Here is a 15,125-nt window from a genome sequence, read left to right as displayed (position 1 = left end):
CGGGTGCGACGGGGCGCCCCTCGCGCGCGCGATGTCTTCCTGTGTGAGTTCCGGCACTCGGGGAAAGCGGTCGTGGAGACCCACGCGAAGCCGCGTGCGGGAGGAAAGGCGAGAACATGAGAAATGTCTGGTGCGGCCCTGTCGCGATCGATGTCCTGGCCGGGACGGATCCGACCGAGTTCTCGGTCGAGGCTTCCGACGACACTCTGGGAACGGTGGACCGGCGTTCCCTCGTCCCCGAATTCGACCACCTGGTCGTCGACACCGGTCTGTGGAAATTCGGTCGCAGTACCGCCATTCCCATGGGTATGGTCGCGCGGGTGGATGCCGAACACCGGGTGATCACCCTGCTCTGCACGAAGGAGCAGGTGAAGGGTGCCCCTCGGTTCGCCCGCGACCAGGACACCAATGACCCGGCCTATTTGACGCGCCTCGGCGCCTATTACGCCGGAATCCTGACACCGTGACGCAGATCTCTTCCGTCCGGGCCGCGTACGGACGACCGTCGCCGGCCCGGTACGGCATTCCTCGTCCGTCCTCTCGTACGACTCCGGGGTGAAGCGCCATCAGTGAAATGACCGGGCGGAAGAGACCGGCCAGGGGGACGGCGTTCCTGGTCCGGACGGACGGGTTCACGCTTGTCCGGGTACGGGGCGAGGCCGACGAGAATTCCGGAGCGCCCGAGTTGGCCGAGGCCCTCGGGGCGGCGTTGCGCGAGGGAAAAGAACGTACTGTGGTGGACCTGTCGGAGACGGAATTCGCGGACTCCGCGGTACTGCACACCCTGCTCGACGCCCGCGCACGTCATGAAGCGGCCGGCGTGGGACTGGTGCTCGCGGGCCCTTTCCGCACCGCCGTACGTCGCTTGTTCGACGTCACCGGCACGGCGGGCGCCTTCACCATGGCCACGAGCGTGGAAGAGGCGGCCACATGCTGAAGCCGGCACGACACGCACGGCCCGTCACCGCGACGGGGCCGTGTTCCAGGGGGCGGAGGAGCACGTGAGCAGGGAACATCCGGTGGGCCGCGACGACGGGGGACCCGTCGGCACGGAGCTCGCCCTGCCCGGCGACGCCGCCGCCGCACGCGCCATCGTGCGCGAGTTGCTGGACGAGCAGTTCTGCACGCTGGGGGGCATGGACCCGGACGACGTGGTCATCTCGGACGCGCTGCTGGTGACGTCGGAGCTCGTCACGAACGCCATCCGCCACGGGGGCGGGCTCACCGGGTTCAGTGCCCGGCTCAGCGGTGAGGGGCTGCTGCTGGACGTGGCGGACGCCAGTCCGGCGGAGCCGCGGACCGTGGTTCCGGTTCCCGACACCGTACGGGTCGGGGGCTACGGCTGGCCGCTGGTGCGGCGGCTCTCGAAGCGGGTCACCATCACCCGGCAGGCGCGCGGCAAGCGGATCAGCGTGCTCATCACCTTGTTCTGAGGCGGCCCGTTCCGAAGCGGTGCCTCGCGGCCCCGCCGTCGCGGCCTCCCCGTCCACCGGGCGCACCGGTGGCTTCCGGCGGTTCAGCAGCGGTGGGTGACCCGGGCCACCAGGTCCTTCCAGCCGTCCTCGATGCGTTCGGCCGAGAAACATCGGCCGTTGCGGTGGTGGTTGAGGAACGAGGGGTCCAGGTAGGCGAGCAGCACCTGGGTCAGCATCTCCAGGTCGCCGGTCGCGCCGGCCCGCCGGAGCAGGTCGGTGACGTGGGAGGCACGCACCGTGCGGGCGGGCGCGCTGTAGCGGCGGGTCGGGCAGTTGTCCGCCTCCACGTACAGATCGACGTACTTCATCATGTGGCGGATGGTGTGGACACCGAAGGCCTCCAGCCGCGCCAGCGGCGGTGCGCCGGGGCCCAGCGGCGGCGGTCCGCAGATGACCGCGTTCTGGAATTCCTTCTCGGCGTGGTCGATGAGCGCGTTCATCAGGCCGACCCGGTCGCCGAAGCGCCGGAAGACGGTGCCCTTGCCGACGCAGGCCGCGGTGGCGACGGCTTCCATCGTGACGTGCTCGGCCCCCACCTCCCGGACCAGCCGGGATGCGGCTTCCAGCAGGCGGATACGGTTGCGGGCGGCGTCGGCGCGCTCCTGGGGCTCATGACCGGCCAGGGGCAGCAGCGTGACAGGGCGGGCGGAGGAAGCCTCTTCGGATCCGGTCTGCGCGGTCATCGCACCAGGGTAACGCCCTCCACGCGAAGTGGACCCCGGTCCGCTTGGCGTGCTATACCCATTACCGGACCACGGTCCGGTTACTTTTTCCGCCGCCGAGCCCGGCGCTTTTCACAGGAGTCCCCCATGTCCACTCGCATCGTCGCTCTCGTCGGAAGCCTCCGCTCCGGTTCGCACAACCGTCAGCTGGCCGAGGCCGCTGTGAAGCTCGCTCCCGAGGGCGTGGAGGTCGTGATCCAGGACGAGATCGCCGACCTGCCCTTCTACAACGAGGACATCGACGTCGAGGGCAAGCTCCCGGCCGTGGCCGCGAAGCTCCGCGAGACCGCCAACAGCGCCGACGCGTTCCTCCTCTTCTCCCCCGAGTACAACGGCACCATCCCGGCCGTCCTGAAGAACGCGATCGACTGGTACTCCCGCCCGTTCGGCGCCGGCTCGTTCACCGGCAAGCCGGTCGCCGTCGTCGGCACCGCCTACGGCCAGTTCGGTGGCGTGTGGGCCCAGGACGACGCCCGCAAGGCCGTCGGCATCGCCGGTGGTTCCGTGCTGGAAGAGGTCAAGCTCTCCGTGCCCGGCTCGGTCGTCCGTTTCGCCGAGACGCACCCGGCGGACGACGAAGAGGTCGCGCAGCAGCTCACCGCCGTCCTGGCCGAGCTGGCGAAGGCGGCCACCGCCGAGCCGCAGACCGTCTGAGCACACTAGGCCGTGTGTCGGAAGTCCCGCCTGTCCTGCGACGCCCGGCACGCACGCTCGCCGCGTTGTCGGGATCACCCCGATACATCCAGTATCGGGGTGACCCTCCGCCTTGCGATCGCACGCACCGGACGCCGCAGGACCCGCCCTCCGGGCGGACGGCGCCACTTTCGACACACGCCCTGATACGCCCGTGAGGCGCCGTCCCGTTCCGGCGGGGCGGCGCCTCACGTCGTCATGTCCGGCGCGCAGGGTCAGACCCCGCCCAGGGCCGCGCCGAATGCCCCGTCCTCCTGCGCGACGCCGCTGCAGGAGTCGTCCGCCGCGGTCGTACCGCCTCCGGCGCAGGCCCGGTCGCGGAAGGTGGCCCACAGCGACAGTGCGCCCACTCCGTGTCGCTCGGCGAAGGTCCGCAGCGAGGCCGCGTCGGCCAGGGTGAAGGTCTCCCCCGCCACGTCGTTGACTCCGGCCATCACGGTGAGGTGCAGGGCGTTCCACGCCTGCCCGGAGCCGAGGTCCAGCGCCTTCGCGAGCTGCGTGTGCGCGGCGCGGGCCGCCTGCTCCGCGTACTCCCCCATGTCTCCGTCGTGGGACGTGCTGTAGTTCATCGCCATGATGTCGACCGCCGAGAGCGCGACGCCCTCGGTGACCGCGTCGTCCAGCAACGCCAGCCCGCTCGCCTCCAGGCCGTCCGGCATCACCGGAAGCGTGTACGTGACGTCCAGGTTCCGGGACTTCTGGAGCAGCCGGATCGCCCGGTCCCGGCGCACCACGGACGCCCGGTCGGTGAGCGCGGTCCCCTCGATGTCGAAGTCCGCCTTGTCCGCGCCGACCGCGTCCAGCACCTCCGCGTACGCGTCCGCGAGGTCCTGTGCGCTGTCGCAGGCGAGCGCCAGCTCCGTGCCGGCGGCGCCGCCGAAGGAGACCCGCACGTCCGCCCCCGAGGCGGTGAGTGCGGCGACCCGTGCGGCCACCGCCGCGTCGTCGGCCGCCGCGCTGCCGCCCCAGCTCGGGGTGCAGCCGCCGTCCGCGACGACGAAGGCCAGGTTGTACGTGTCGGGCGAACCCGCCCGGTCGGTGTCCGAGGCCGTGGTCGCGCTGACGTACGGGGTGTACGCGGGCCCCTCGGCCGTGCCGGACGAACCGCTGGGCGGTGCGGGCACGTTGCCGCTCTGGTCGGCGACCGTACCGGTGGCGCATCCGCCGCAGGCCAGCGCGAGGGCGGCCAGCCCGGCGAGCGCCGGACCGACGCGTTTCGACACTTCGCGCACGGATGGTGTTCCAGGCATGGGCACTTGCTCTCTCGTCCGAAGTCCGAAGTCCGAAGTGCGAAGTGTCGCGGGACGGGGGACGGGGACGGGGGACGGGGGCGAAAAGGGGCGGCATTCACCGCAAAGCTCTCACGGTCCGGAGCTCCGCCGAACCGGCGCATCTCACATCCGGGGCTCCGCCGCGGCCGCCGGACGCGCCGGTTTCCGTACGCACAGTGCGAGTTGACCGGCCGTACGGCGCCGCCCGCCGGACCGGACTCTCAGTGGTCCGACAGCTTGGGGGCCCTTCCACAGGGCGCGCCCAGGGTTCTGCCACGGTGCGCACATCGCCGCCCGCCACCATGCGCTCATGCATGCCGACACCGCTCCCCAGAAACCCCCGACGCCGCACGGCCGCCGCCGCAGGCACGCCGGTCCCGCGCGGCCGGAGCCCGGCGAGGGGCCCGTGTTCGTCGACGCCTCGGGGCGCCGGGCCCGGCTGCTGCGGCGCGCCGGGGCCGTGCTCGGGCTCGCCGTCGTCGGGTACGCGGTGGTGCTCGGCCTCGCCTTCATGGGCGGCCTCTCCCTGTCGCCCACACAGCTGCTGCCCTTCGGCACCGGCCGGCCGGCACAGGCCGCCCCCGATGGCGCCGCGCCCCCGGACGGTTCCCCGCGGCCCACCGGCGCGGCGACACCGCCCACCGGCGTGGCCACGCAGTCCGCCGGTGTCGCCGCGGATGCCCGGTGAGCGCCGCCGCACGGCGGCGCCGGGGTTCGGGCCGGGGTGCGCGGCACGCGACTCCGGGCCGGATGGAACGCGTCCGCCGCCAGGCCGTCCCCCGTCCCCGCGCGGTGCTGGCGCTCCTGCTGCTGCTCGGGCTGGTGAGCACCCTCCTGCTGGACGGCTATCTGCGCTCCGAGGTCGGCGGCGACCAGCGGGTGCGCTCGGGAGCCGCCTCGGACGAGGTGCCGCAGAGCGTGCTGGACGGTGGCCCCTTCCTGAGCTTCCGGGACGGGAAGGCGCGCTCGGAGTCCGTACCGGACAAGACGATTGTCCTGACCTTCGACGACGGACCCGACCCGGAGTGGACCGAGCGGGTGCTCGACGTCCTGGACGCCAACGACGTGCCCGGCACGTTCTTCCTGGTCGGTTCCATGATCGCGCGCCATCCGGACGTGGTGCGCAAGATGGTCGCGGACGGGGACGAGGTGGGCATCCACACCTTCACGCACGTCGACCTGTCCTACCAGAGCGCGGGGCGCGTGAAGCGCGAGATCGCCCAGACCCAGCTCGCGCTGGCCGGGGCCGCGGGTATCACCACCAACCTGTTCCGCGCCCCCTACTCCTCCACCCCCGACGCCGTGGACAACTACAGCTGGCCGGTGTACGAGAAGCTGGGGGCGCTGGGGTACACCAGCGTCTTCGTCGACACCGACAGCGAGGACTGGAAGACGCCGGGCGTCGACGCGATCGTGCGGGGCGCCACCCCCGCGAGCGGCAAGGGCGCCTCGGTCCTCTTCCACGACGCCGGCGGCGACCGCTCGCAGACCCTGAAGGCGCTGCCCGCGTACATCAAGAAGATGAAGGCCGCCGGGTACACCTTCACCACGGTCAGCGGCGCCCAGCAGCGGGCCGCACAGGCCTCCGGCACGGCAACGCCGTCCGGCGGCCCCGCCGGCACGTCCGATCCGGCGCAGGCCGTGCACCACACCGCGGACGCGGCCTCCGTCTGGGAGGGGCGCGGGCTGCTCGTGGCCGTCGCCGTGGCGGAGTGGACCGTACCGGCGCTGGCGACGCTCCTCGCGGTGGTCGGTGTCGCCGTCCTCGGCAGGTTCGGGCTCATGTTCTTCTTCGCCGGGCGCCACTACCGGCGGCGGAACCGGCGGCGGTTCTCCTGGGGGCCCGACGTGGTCCGCCCGGTGAGTGTCGTCGTGCCGGCCTACAACGAGAAGGAGTGCATCGCGGGCACGCTCACCTCACTGGCGGCGAGCACCCATCCCATCGAGATCGTCGTGGTCGACGACGGATCGACGGACGGGACGGCGGAGATCGCCGAGTCGCTCGGGCTGCCGCAGGTACGGGTGGTCCGCCAGGAGAACGCCGGCAAGTCCGCGGCGCTCAACAACGGTGTCCGCGCGGCCCGTCACGACCTGGTGGTGATGATGGACGGCGACACCGTCTTCGAACCCGACACCGTGGCGCGGCTGGTCCAGCCGTTCGCCGACCCCGGGGTCGGAGCGGTGGCCGGCAACGCCAAGGTCGGCAACCGCTCCACCCTGATCGGGGCGTGGCAGCACATCGAGTACGTCATGGGCTTCAACCTCGACCGGCGCATGTACGACCTGCTCGGCTGCATGCCCACGATCCCCGGCGCGATCGGGGCGTTCCGCCGCGAGGCGGTGCTCCAGGCCGGCGGGATGAGCGAGGACACGCTCGCCGAGGACACGGACATCACCATCGCCCTGCACCGGGCGGGATGGCGGGTCGTCTACGCCGAGCACGCCCGGGCGTGGACCGAAGCGCCCTCCTCCTTCGGCCAGTTGTGGCGTCAGCGCTACCGCTGGAGCTACGGCACCATGCAGGCGCTCTGGAAGCACCGCCGCTCGGTCACCGACCGTGGACCCTCCGGCCGGTTCGGCCGGATCGGAATGCCGCTGGTGGTGCTCTTCCAGATCCTGACCCCGCTCCTCGCCCCGCTCATAGACGTGTTCACGCTCTACGCGATGCTCTTCGTCGACTTCACGGGCTCGCTGCTGGCATGGCTGGCCGTACTCGGCGTCCAACTGGTCTGCGCGGCCTACGCGTTCCGGCTGGACCGGGAGAAGTACCGCTACCTGCTGATGCTGCCGCTCCAGCAACTCGCCTACCGGCAGATGATGTACCTGGTGCTGATCCACTCCGCCCTGACCGCGCTCACCGGCGGGCGGCTGCGCTGGCAGAAGCTGAAACGCACCGGTGCGGTGGGCGTCCCGGTCTCCCCCACGGAGGCGGGCCGGTGACCGGCACACACCGCAGGACGGCAACAGCGCCCCGGCCCACGGCGGATGCCCCGGCTTCCGGGGGACGTACGGCACGTCGGGCGGCGCGGAACGGGGGACGCGACCCGTACTTCGACGCCCTGCGCGCCCTGGCGCTCGTCCGGGTGGTCACCTACCACACCTTCGGATGGCCCTGGCTGGGGTTCGCCTTCCCGTCCATGGGCGTGATGTTCGCGCTCGCCGGTTCGCTGATGGCGCGCTCGCTGGAGCGGCCCGCATGGTCGGTGATCCGCGGCAGGATGCGCCGACTCCTGGTGCCGGTATGGGTGTTCGGGCTCCTGTTCGGCGCGGCGATGGTGTTGCACGGGTGGGCGCCGGGCCCGGACGCGCTGTACTGGGTGCTGCCGGTGGGCGACCCGCCGGGCAACGCCTGGGGCGAGCAGGGGTGGGCGGTGCTCTGGTACCTGCGGACCTATCTGTGGTTCGTGCTGCTCTCCCCCGTACTGCTGCGCCTCTTCTCCCGGTGGCCCCTGCCGGCCCTCGCCCTGTCGCTCGTCCCGGCGGTACTGCTGGGGACGGTGTGGCAGGTGCCGGACGACCGGCTGGGCAGCGGGATCAGCGATCTGTCGGTCTTCCTCTTCTGCTGGCTGCTGGGCTTCGCGCACCGCGACGGCACCCTGGACCGGCTCCGGCCCGGACGGGTCGCCGTGGTGGCGGCGGGGCTGATGGCCGCGGGCGCCTGGTGGGCGCTGACCCACCGGGCCGACGGGAGCTACGACCTGGACGACATCCCGCTCGCCCAGGCGCTCTGGTCGGGCGGATCGGTCGCGCTGCTGCTCCGGTTCCGCCCCGGCACCTCGGCCGCACCCGGGCGGGGCCGGTTCCTCGGGCGGGTGGTGCGCATCTTCAACTCCCGTGCCGTGACGATCTATCTGTGGCACGAGGTCGCACTGATGCTGAGCGTGGTGGTGATCGACCTGATGTGGCGGGTGCCGTCGATGGAGAAGCATCTTCCGCTGGGGAGCACGTGGTTCCAGTACGCGGTCGCCTGGCCGCTGATCGCCGCCGCCGTCGCCGTGTTCGGCTGGGTGGAGGACGTGGCGGCCAGGCGGTCGCCGAGGCTGCTTCCGTGAGAGCGCGGCCGCTGCCGGGTGAGCACGATCCCTGCCGTGACGGGCGGCCGCTTCCACGAAAGGTGGTCGCTTCCGTGAGAGCGCGGCCGCTGCCGGGGAAAGGCGGTCGCGCGGATCAGTGTGGCGTCGGCGCGGGCTCCAGGACGAAGACGGGGATCACCCGGTCCGTCTTCTTCTGGTAGTCGGCGTAGTCGGGGAACGCCTCGACCGCGCGCTCCCACCACAGGGCCTTCTCGTCCCCCGTCACCTCACGGGCGATCATGTCCTGCCGGACCGGCCCGTCCTGGAGCTCGACCCGGGGGTCGGCGGTGACGTTGTGGTACCAGACCGGGTGCTTCGGAGCCCCGCCGAGTGAGGCGACCACGGCATAGATGCCGTCGTGCTCGACGCGCATCAGCGCGGACTTGCGGATCTTCCCGCTGCGCGCGCCCTTGGTGGTGAGCACGACGACCGGCATGTCGCGCATCGTGGTGCCCTGCGTCCCGCCGGAGCTCTCGTACAACTCGACCTGGTCACGCACCCACTGGGTGGGGCTGGGCTCGTACTCGCCCTTGAGCGGCATGGTGTGTCCCGTCGTCGTTCGGTGCGGCCGTGCCGAACCTTCACCGTGCACGGCCGCGTCCATCATGCAGCGCCGACGCCCCGGCCGCCGCCCGGGAGCCGGTGTCCGGCGCGGCGCGCCACGCCACGCCGCGAGGTGCCGTGCCGGACACCGCCCGCCCGACAGGAATGGTCAGACACGGCCGAGCGCCGACAGGAGGGCGAGTGCCTCGGCCAGGCTGGTGGGGCGCAGCACGCCGTCCGGCTGATGGCCCGCCCAGCCGGGTCCTGCGAGCAGCACGGCCGGGGCGGTGCGGGCGCCGCGTACACCCCATTCGATGGAGGCGATCCGTTGGGCCAGCGGCCGGCTCGCCGTCGAACGGCCTTGCGACCAGAGGACGATGCTGGCCGGACCGGTGCGCCGGGCAGCCTCCTCCAGCGCCTCGACCGGCAGGGCCGCACCGAACATCCTTACGGGCAGGCCGCGTTGCATCAGTCCGGCGGTGAGCGCCTCCAGCGGCAGCGTGTGGTTCTCGTCCGGTGCACAGGCGAGCAGGGTGACGGCGGTGCCGCGTGCGGGAGTCGGGCCCATGGCGACGCGCCGGAGCGCGGTGGAGACGTGCCAGGAGAGCAGGTGCTCCACCTCGACGTACCGCTCGCCGGAGCTCTCCCATCTGCGGCCCACGGCGTTCAGGGTCGGCATGATGACCTCGTCCCAGGCGGCCACGAGCCCGTGCCGGTCCAGAGCGCGGGCGAGCAGCTCCTCCACCGCGCGCGCGTCCAGGCGGACGGCCGCCCGCGCGAGTCCCCGGGCTTCCGTGCGCCCGCGGCCGACCGGGAGGGCGCCGGGGGCGGTGGACGGGCGGGCCGGGGCGGGCCGCGACTGCCCGGCGATAGCCCCCGGGGGTGTACCCGCGGCACCCTGCGCGGCGGCGAGCGCGGCCCGGGCGGCCTCGGCCGGCGGCAGCCCGGAGCTGGTGAAGTCGCACATGCGCATGAGGAGTTCGACGTCGGCCGAGGTCCAGCGCCGGTGCCGGCCGCCTTCGCGTTCGGCCGGCCCGATGCCGTAGCGGCGCTCCCAGGAACGGAGGGTGGTGGGGGCGACGCCCAGCAGCCGCGCGACGGCTCCGGTGGTCAGTCCTCCGTCGTACCCGGCCGGGCGGGGGGCGCCGGCGCCGGGTACGTCCGCGCCCCCGGGGTCCGGCAGGTCCGCGCTCCCGGCTCCCGTCACGTCCGCGCTCCCCGGGTCCGGTGTTTCCGTACGCCCACGACTCGTTGCGTCCATGACCCCACGATACGACGCAGAAACGACGCATGTTGCCGCACCGGTGGGGAGTTGGGTTGTCTGGAACCACGGAACACCTCGGCACCGGCGGGCCGTTGGCGTTCCGGACCGGGTGGCGGTGCGGCCTTGGGGGCCCTCTGCCGCCCGGGCCCTGGGGCTTCCCGGGCTCGGAACCTCCCCGGTCCTGGGCTCCCGGGCTTCCGGGTTCCCGACGAGGAGGGACACCGATGACCGCAGTCGACGTACCGGTGGGGCAGCGCGCGGCGCAGGCGCCGGTCCGCACGCCCGCGCAGGAGCGTAGCGAGGACGAGGACCGCGCCGCAGCAGAACTGGCGGATGGGCTCCTCAGAGGTGACGCCGACTCATTCGCCCGGATCTTCCAGCGGTGGGGCACCCTGGTCCACACGCTGGCCGCGCGCTCCCTCGGCGACGCCCGCGAGGCCGAGGACGTCACCCAGCAGGTGTTCCTGGCGGCGTGGCGGGGGCGCGCGGGGTACCGCCCGGAGCGCGGGCCGCTGCCCGGGTGGCTGGTCGGCATCACCCGGCGCAAGGTCGCCGATGCCCTGGCAGCGCGCACCCGGCGCGGCGAGCTGGCCGCCGCGTCCGCCGCGCGGGAACAGGTGCGCGGCACCGAGGGGGCCGGGCCGGAGACCGCCGTGCTCGACCGGGTGCTGGTCGTCCAGGAGTTGTGCAAACTCCCCGCGGTGCAGCGGCACATCCTCTGCATGGCCTTCTTCGACGACCTCACCCAGGTGCAGATCGCCGAACGGACCGGCCTTCCGCTGGGGACCGTCAAGAGCCACGCCCGCCGGGCCCTGGTGCGGATGCGCCGGTCGCTCACGGCCGCCGCCCCGGAGGCGCGCTGACAAGGCGCCACCCGCCCGGTGTCGTGTCCGCCTTCGCGGAACGGCCGCGGGTGCGTCCGGCGGGCGGTCCCGGGGGGAAGCAGGTCCTGAGGGAGGTGCACATGGCGCACCATGTCCACGAGGACGACCTGACGGAGCTGGCTCTCGGCCACCGGTGCGCACGCGACGGCCCCGCGGTGGAGCACCTTCGCCGGTGCGCGGACTGCCGTGCCGAGTTCGAGGCGCTCGGTGCCGTGGTGGCGGCCGCCCGCGCGGTGACCGCGGCAGACCTTCCCCTCCCGCCGCCGCAGGGGGTGTGGGAGGCGATCACCGCCGAGATCGGCCGCTGAGGGGAAGGGCCGGCGTGCCACGGACGGACCGGGAAGCGGTGTCGCGCGGCCCCACGCCCCTGAGCGCATCCGACGCGCGACACCCGCGCGTCGGATGCGTCCGGGGGGCCTCCGGCTGCGGAAGTATCGGCGGCAGCACCGGCTCGGCCTCGGACGACGGCCCGTACGGCCGGTGCGCCGTGCCGCCACCCGACCGCGGACGGCCCGAGAACACCCGCCCGTCCGTCCCTGCCGGAGGAGGAGAGCGTCCCCCTTGCCGTACGCCGACGTGGTCATCGTGGGCGCCGGAGCGGCCGGCCTGTCGCTCGCGTACCGCCTGTGCGCACCGGGCGCGCGGGTGCCGCTCTCCGTCCTCTTGGTCGACGCCCCGCCGGGGCCGCTCCGGCCGCCGCCCCGCACCTGGTGCTTCTGGGAACCGCCGGGCGGCGAGTTCGACGCGGCGGTGTCCGCGTCGTGGCAGCGGCTCCGGGTGCGCGCCGCCGACGGCTCGGCCACGGTGGCGGTGGCGTCCCCGCTCCGGTACAAGATGCTCCGGTCCGACGCCTTCACGGGGCTGGTGGACCGGAGGCTGGAATCGGCCGGGGACTTCGGGCGCGTGGAGCTGGCCGTACGGGCGGTGCGCGACGCGGCCGGGGGCGGCGGTGAGGTGGTCGGCGAGGACGCCCGGGGCCGCCGTACCGTCGTGACCGGGCGGTACGTCTTCGACTCTCGCCCGCCCGGCCGTATGCCGGCCGCCAGGACCACGCTCCTCCAGCACTTCACCGGCTGGTTCGTGCACACCGGGCGACCGGTGTTCGAGCCGGACACCGCCGATCTCATGGACTTCCGGACCCCGCAGCCGCGCCACGGCCTGTCCTTCGCGTACGTGCTCCCGCTGGACGCGCGCTCGGCCCTGGTGGAGTACACGGAGTTCTCCCGCGCCCCGCTCGAACCGGCCGCGTACGCAAGGGCGTTGGACCATCATCTCCGCGAGGTCATCGGCGCGTCGCCCTACCGCGTGTCCGCCACCGAGCACGGTGTCATCCCCATGACGGACGGGCGCTTCCCGCCACGCGCCGGACGGTCGGTGTTCCGCGTCGGTACGGCGGGCGGTGCCACCCGGCCCTCCACCGGCTACACGTTCAGCGCCGTGCAGCGCCAGACCCGGTCGCTGGCGGCGGCGCTGCGGGCGGGAGAGCCGCCGCGGACGCCGTCCCCCTACCGCGCCCGGTCCCTTGCCATGGACGCGGTCATGCTGCGGGCCCTGGACACCGGGCGGGTGGACGGTGCCGCCTTCTTCACCGGTCTCTTCCGCTCGGTTCCCCCCGCGCGACTGCTCCGCTTCCTGGACGGATCGGCCCCGCTGCGCGAGGAGTTGCTCGTCGGGCTCCGCACTCCGGTTGTCCCGATGCTCCGGACCGTCGCCGAACTCCCCTTCCGTACACGCCGGTTCTCCCCCGAGCCCACCGTCCCCGCCTCCCCCGTCCCCCCGCCTGCCCGATGAGGAATGACCACGCCATGACCCTGCTGCACGACGCCGAGCTGTCCTCCGCGTTCGACCACGCCTCCCTCGCCTACGACCGCCTGGTGGCCGCCAACCCCGGCTACCACGCCCATCTGCGCCGCTCGGCCCGCCGGCTCGGGCTGCCGCACGGCGGGGCGGGGCTCCGGGTGCTCGACCTGGGATGCGGCACGGGCGCCTCCACCGCGGCCCTGCTGGCCGCCGCTCCGTACGCGGAGATCGTGGCTGTCGACGCGTCGGCGGGCATGCTCGCGCAGGCGGCCGCGAAGGAGTGGCCCGCCCACGTCAGGTTCGTGCACTCCCCGGTGGAGGCGCTGGCGGACGGTGCGGGAGCGGGCCCCGGGGGTGCGGTCGGCGGGGATACGGTCGGCGGCGGTGCGGTCGGCGGCCGTTTCGACGCGGTGTTCGCCGCCTATCTCTTCCGCAACGTCACCGATCCGGACGCCGTGCTCCTCTCGGTCCGCGAACTCCTCTCCCCGGGAGGCCGGTTGGCGGTGCACGAGTACGCCCTGTCGGAGGGCCGGACGCACCGGTCGCTGTGGAGCGCGGTCTGCCGCTCGGTGGTGATGCCGCTGGGCCGGGCGGCCGGGGACGGGGAGCTCTACCGCCATCTGTGGCGCAGCGTGCTCGACTTCGACACGGCGCCGGCCTTCGCCGAGCGGATCGGCCGGGCCGGTTTCGAGGGAGCGCGGGTGCTGCCGCTGCCCGGCTGGCAGACCGGCATCACCCACACCTTCGTCGCCCGGGCGCCCCGCCGGTCCGAGGACGCCGCGTGAGGCGGCCGGGAGCCGGGGTGCCGGACGGCCGCCGTGCGCCGGACCCCCGGCGGCACGGCCGTGACCGGCGGGCGGAGGTGCTCCGGGCCCCGGAGGGCCGCGCGCGGTTCGACGGCGGGGCCCCGTCGGTCGCGGTCGTCGGCGGCGGCATCGCGGGGCTCGCGGCGGCGACCCTGCTGGCCGAACGCGGCGCGCGGGTCACGCTCCACGAACGGGAGGCGATGCTCGGCGGCCGGCTCGCGGGGTGGTCCACCGAGCTGGCGGACGGTTCCTCGGTCACCATGAGCCGGGGCTTCCACGCCTTCTTCCGCCAGTACTACAACCTGCGCGGGCTGCTCCGCCGGGTCGATCCCGGGCTGGAGTCGCTCACCGCCGTGCCGGACTATCCGCTGCGGCACAGCGGCGGGATGTACGACAGCTTCGCGCGGGTACCGCGCACGCCTCCGCTCAGCGCGATGGGGTTCGTCGCCCTCAGCCCCTCCTTCGGGGCGCGCGATCTGCTGCGGATGAACCCGCGCGCCGCGCTGCCGCTGCTCGACGTACGGGTACCCCAGGTGTACGAGCGGCTGGACGGGGTCAGCGCCCGCGACTTCCTGGCCCGGGTCCGCTTCCCCGAAGCCGCGCACCACCTGGCCTTCGAGGTGTTCTCCCGGAGCTTCTTCGCCGATCCGGGCGACCTCTCCGCCGCCGAGCTCGTGCTGATGTTCCACATCTACTTCCTCGGCTCCAGTGAGGGGCTGCTCTTCGACGTACCGGCCGAACCGTTCCCGCAGGCGCTCTGGGACCCGCTCCACGGATACCTGGAGAAGCACGGGGTACGGGTGCGGACCGGGTCGGCGGTGGAGAGCGTGACCCCCTCCGCCGACGGCGGGCTCGACGTCACGGCGGACGGCCGGACGGCCCACCGGGACGCGGTGGTGCTGGCGCTCGACTCCGGCGGGCTGCGCCGGCTGGTCGCGGCCTCGCCCGGGCTCGGCGACGGCCGGTGGCGCGGCCGGCTGGCGAGGCTGCGTACCGCCCCGCCGTTCCTGGTGTCACGGCTCTGGCTGGAGCGGCCCGTGGCGGCGGACCGCCCGGGCTTCCTCGGCACCAGCGGGTACGGTCCGCTGGACAACGTGAGCGTCCTCGAACGCTGGGAGGGCGAGGCCCTGCGCTGGTCCCGCCGCACCGGCGGTTCGGTGGTGGAGCTGCACGCGTACGCGGTGGCACCGGACGCCGACCGGGAGTCCGTACAGGCCGAGGTGGTACGCCAGTTGCACCGGATCTACCCGGAGACCTCGGGGGTGCGGGTGGTGGACTCCCGGCACGAATGGCGGGCGGACTGCCCGCACTTCCCGGTGGGCGGCTACCGCGACCGTCCCGCCGTACGCACCCCCGACCCGGCCGTCGTGGTCGCCGGCGACCTGGTCCGTACCGAGCTGCCGGTCGCCCTGATGGAACGGGCCGCCACCAGCGGGTTCATGGCCGCGAACGCCCTGTTGGCCGACTGGGGGGTGCGGGGCCAGACCCTGTGGACGGTGCCGCGCGGCGGGCGATCCGCCCTGCTGCGGCAACTCGCGCGGCTGGGAACGGCGTAGGCCGTGTCCCGCCGGGCGGCCTGCGCCTGCGCCTGGCG

The 15,125-nt window shown here is 73.6% G+C and carries 16 protein-coding genes; 12 read left to right on the top strand and 4 right to left on the bottom strand.

Annotation, left to right across the window (positions count from 1 at the left end; all coding sequences use genetic code 11):
• Positions 1–116: 116 nt before the first annotated feature.
• The 3 genes from ACWCWD_RS00640 (at position 117) to ACWCWD_RS00630 (ending at position 1,433) form a co-directional block, all read left to right on the top strand.
• The gene (locus ACWCWD_RS00640; protein WP_450769081.1) at positions 117–467 is read left to right on the top strand and encodes a PRC-barrel domain containing protein; all 351 of its coding nucleotides are present in this window, start codon (positions 117–119) and stop codon (positions 465–467) included.
• A gap of 107 nt (positions 468–574) precedes the next feature.
• On the top strand, positions 575–937 hold the full coding sequence (locus ACWCWD_RS00635; RefSeq protein WP_450769079.1) for an STAS domain-containing protein: 363 nt from the start codon (positions 575–577) through the stop codon (positions 935–937).
• 64 nt (positions 938–1,001) lie between these two features.
• Positions 1,002–1,433 (top strand): ATP-binding protein, encoded by a 432-nt coding sequence (locus ACWCWD_RS00630; protein WP_450769078.1) that lies wholly within the window; start codon positions 1,002–1,004, stop codon positions 1,431–1,433.
• 83 nt (positions 1,434–1,516) lie between these two features.
• Here ACWCWD_RS00630 and ACWCWD_RS00625 read toward each other — a convergent pair whose 3' ends face one another.
• On the bottom strand, positions 1,517–2,158 hold the full coding sequence (locus tag ACWCWD_RS00625) for a TetR/AcrR family transcriptional regulator (protein WP_450769076.1): 642 nt from the start codon (positions 2,156–2,158) through the stop codon (positions 1,517–1,519).
• Positions 2,159–2,284: 126 nt separating this feature from the next.
• Here ACWCWD_RS00625 and ACWCWD_RS00620 point away from each other — a divergent pair, with 126 nt between their 5' ends.
• Positions 2,285–2,851 (top strand): NADPH-dependent FMN reductase, encoded by a 567-nt coding sequence (locus ACWCWD_RS00620; RefSeq protein ID WP_450769075.1) that lies wholly within the window; start codon positions 2,285–2,287, stop codon positions 2,849–2,851.
• A 254-nt stretch (positions 2,852–3,105) separates the two neighbouring features.
• Here ACWCWD_RS00620 and ACWCWD_RS00615 read toward each other — a convergent pair whose 3' ends face one another.
• Positions 3,106–4,140, bottom strand: coding sequence for a chitinase (locus tag ACWCWD_RS00615; RefSeq protein WP_450769074.1), 1,035 nt, complete (start codon positions 4,138–4,140; stop codon positions 3,106–3,108).
• 331 nt (positions 4,141–4,471) lie between these two features.
• Between ACWCWD_RS00615 and ACWCWD_RS00610 the strand changes: the two genes are divergently transcribed.
• From ACWCWD_RS00610 to ACWCWD_RS00600, 3 genes are all read left to right on the top strand, one after another.
• Positions 4,472–4,849 carry a hypothetical protein gene (locus tag ACWCWD_RS00610; RefSeq protein WP_450769072.1) on the top strand — a complete coding sequence of 126 codons (378 nt, stop codon included), beginning with the start codon at positions 4,472–4,474 and terminating at the stop codon, positions 4,847–4,849.
• Positions 4,850–4,911: 62 nt separating this feature from the next.
• Entirely contained in the window at positions 4,912–7,101 is a 2,190-nt protein-coding gene (locus tag ACWCWD_RS00605) for a bifunctional polysaccharide deacetylase/glycosyltransferase family 2 protein (protein WP_450769652.1), read from the top strand.
• Entirely contained in the window at positions 7,098–8,213 is a 1,116-nt protein-coding gene (locus tag ACWCWD_RS00600; RefSeq protein ID WP_450769071.1) for an acyltransferase family protein, read from the top strand. The genes ACWCWD_RS00605 and ACWCWD_RS00600 overlap by 4 nt, the downstream gene beginning before the upstream one ends.
• 115 nt (positions 8,214–8,328) lie before the next feature.
• On the opposite strand, the gene ACWCWD_RS00595 is transcribed toward ACWCWD_RS00600, so the two are convergent.
• Together ACWCWD_RS00595 and ACWCWD_RS00590 are read right to left on the bottom strand one after the other, a co-directional pair.
• Entirely contained in the window at positions 8,329–8,775 is a 447-nt protein-coding gene (locus tag ACWCWD_RS00595; RefSeq protein ID WP_450769069.1) for a nitroreductase family deazaflavin-dependent oxidoreductase, read from the bottom strand.
• A gap of 171 nt (positions 8,776–8,946) precedes the next feature.
• Positions 8,947–10,038, bottom strand: coding sequence for a MerR family transcriptional regulator (locus tag ACWCWD_RS00590; protein ID WP_450769067.1), 1,092 nt, complete (start codon positions 10,036–10,038; stop codon positions 8,947–8,949).
• A gap of 227 nt (positions 10,039–10,265) precedes the next feature.
• Between ACWCWD_RS00590 and ACWCWD_RS00585 the strand changes: the two genes are divergently transcribed.
• From ACWCWD_RS00585 to ACWCWD_RS00565, 5 genes are all read left to right on the top strand, one after another.
• Positions 10,266–10,904, top strand: coding sequence for a sigma-70 family RNA polymerase sigma factor (locus ACWCWD_RS00585; RefSeq protein WP_450769066.1), 639 nt, complete (start codon positions 10,266–10,268; stop codon positions 10,902–10,904).
• A gap of 101 nt (positions 10,905–11,005) precedes the next feature.
• On the top strand, positions 11,006–11,233 hold the full coding sequence (locus ACWCWD_RS00580; RefSeq protein WP_450769064.1) for a hypothetical protein: 228 nt from the start codon (positions 11,006–11,008) through the stop codon (positions 11,231–11,233).
• Positions 11,234–11,486: 253 nt separating this feature from the next.
• Positions 11,487–12,716, top strand: a complete 1,230-nt coding sequence (locus tag ACWCWD_RS00575; RefSeq protein WP_450769063.1) for a lycopene cyclase family protein — start codon at positions 11,487–11,489, stop codon at positions 12,714–12,716.
• A 14-nt stretch (positions 12,717–12,730) separates the two neighbouring features.
• Positions 12,731–13,510, top strand: coding sequence for a methyltransferase (locus ACWCWD_RS00570; RefSeq protein ID WP_450769061.1), 780 nt, complete (start codon positions 12,731–12,733; stop codon positions 13,508–13,510).
• On the top strand, positions 13,507–15,087 hold the full coding sequence (locus ACWCWD_RS00565; RefSeq protein ID WP_450769060.1) for an FAD-dependent oxidoreductase: 1,581 nt from the start codon (positions 13,507–13,509) through the stop codon (positions 15,085–15,087). Before ACWCWD_RS00570 ends, ACWCWD_RS00565 begins: the two co-directional genes overlap by 4 nt.
• Positions 15,088–15,125 lie beyond the last annotated feature (38 nt).

The sequence above is a fragment of the Streptomyces sp. NPDC001493 genome (genome assembly GCF_053597235.1).
Note: the sequence above shows the minus strand (reverse complement) of the source record. Positions and strands in the feature narration are given on the sequence as shown.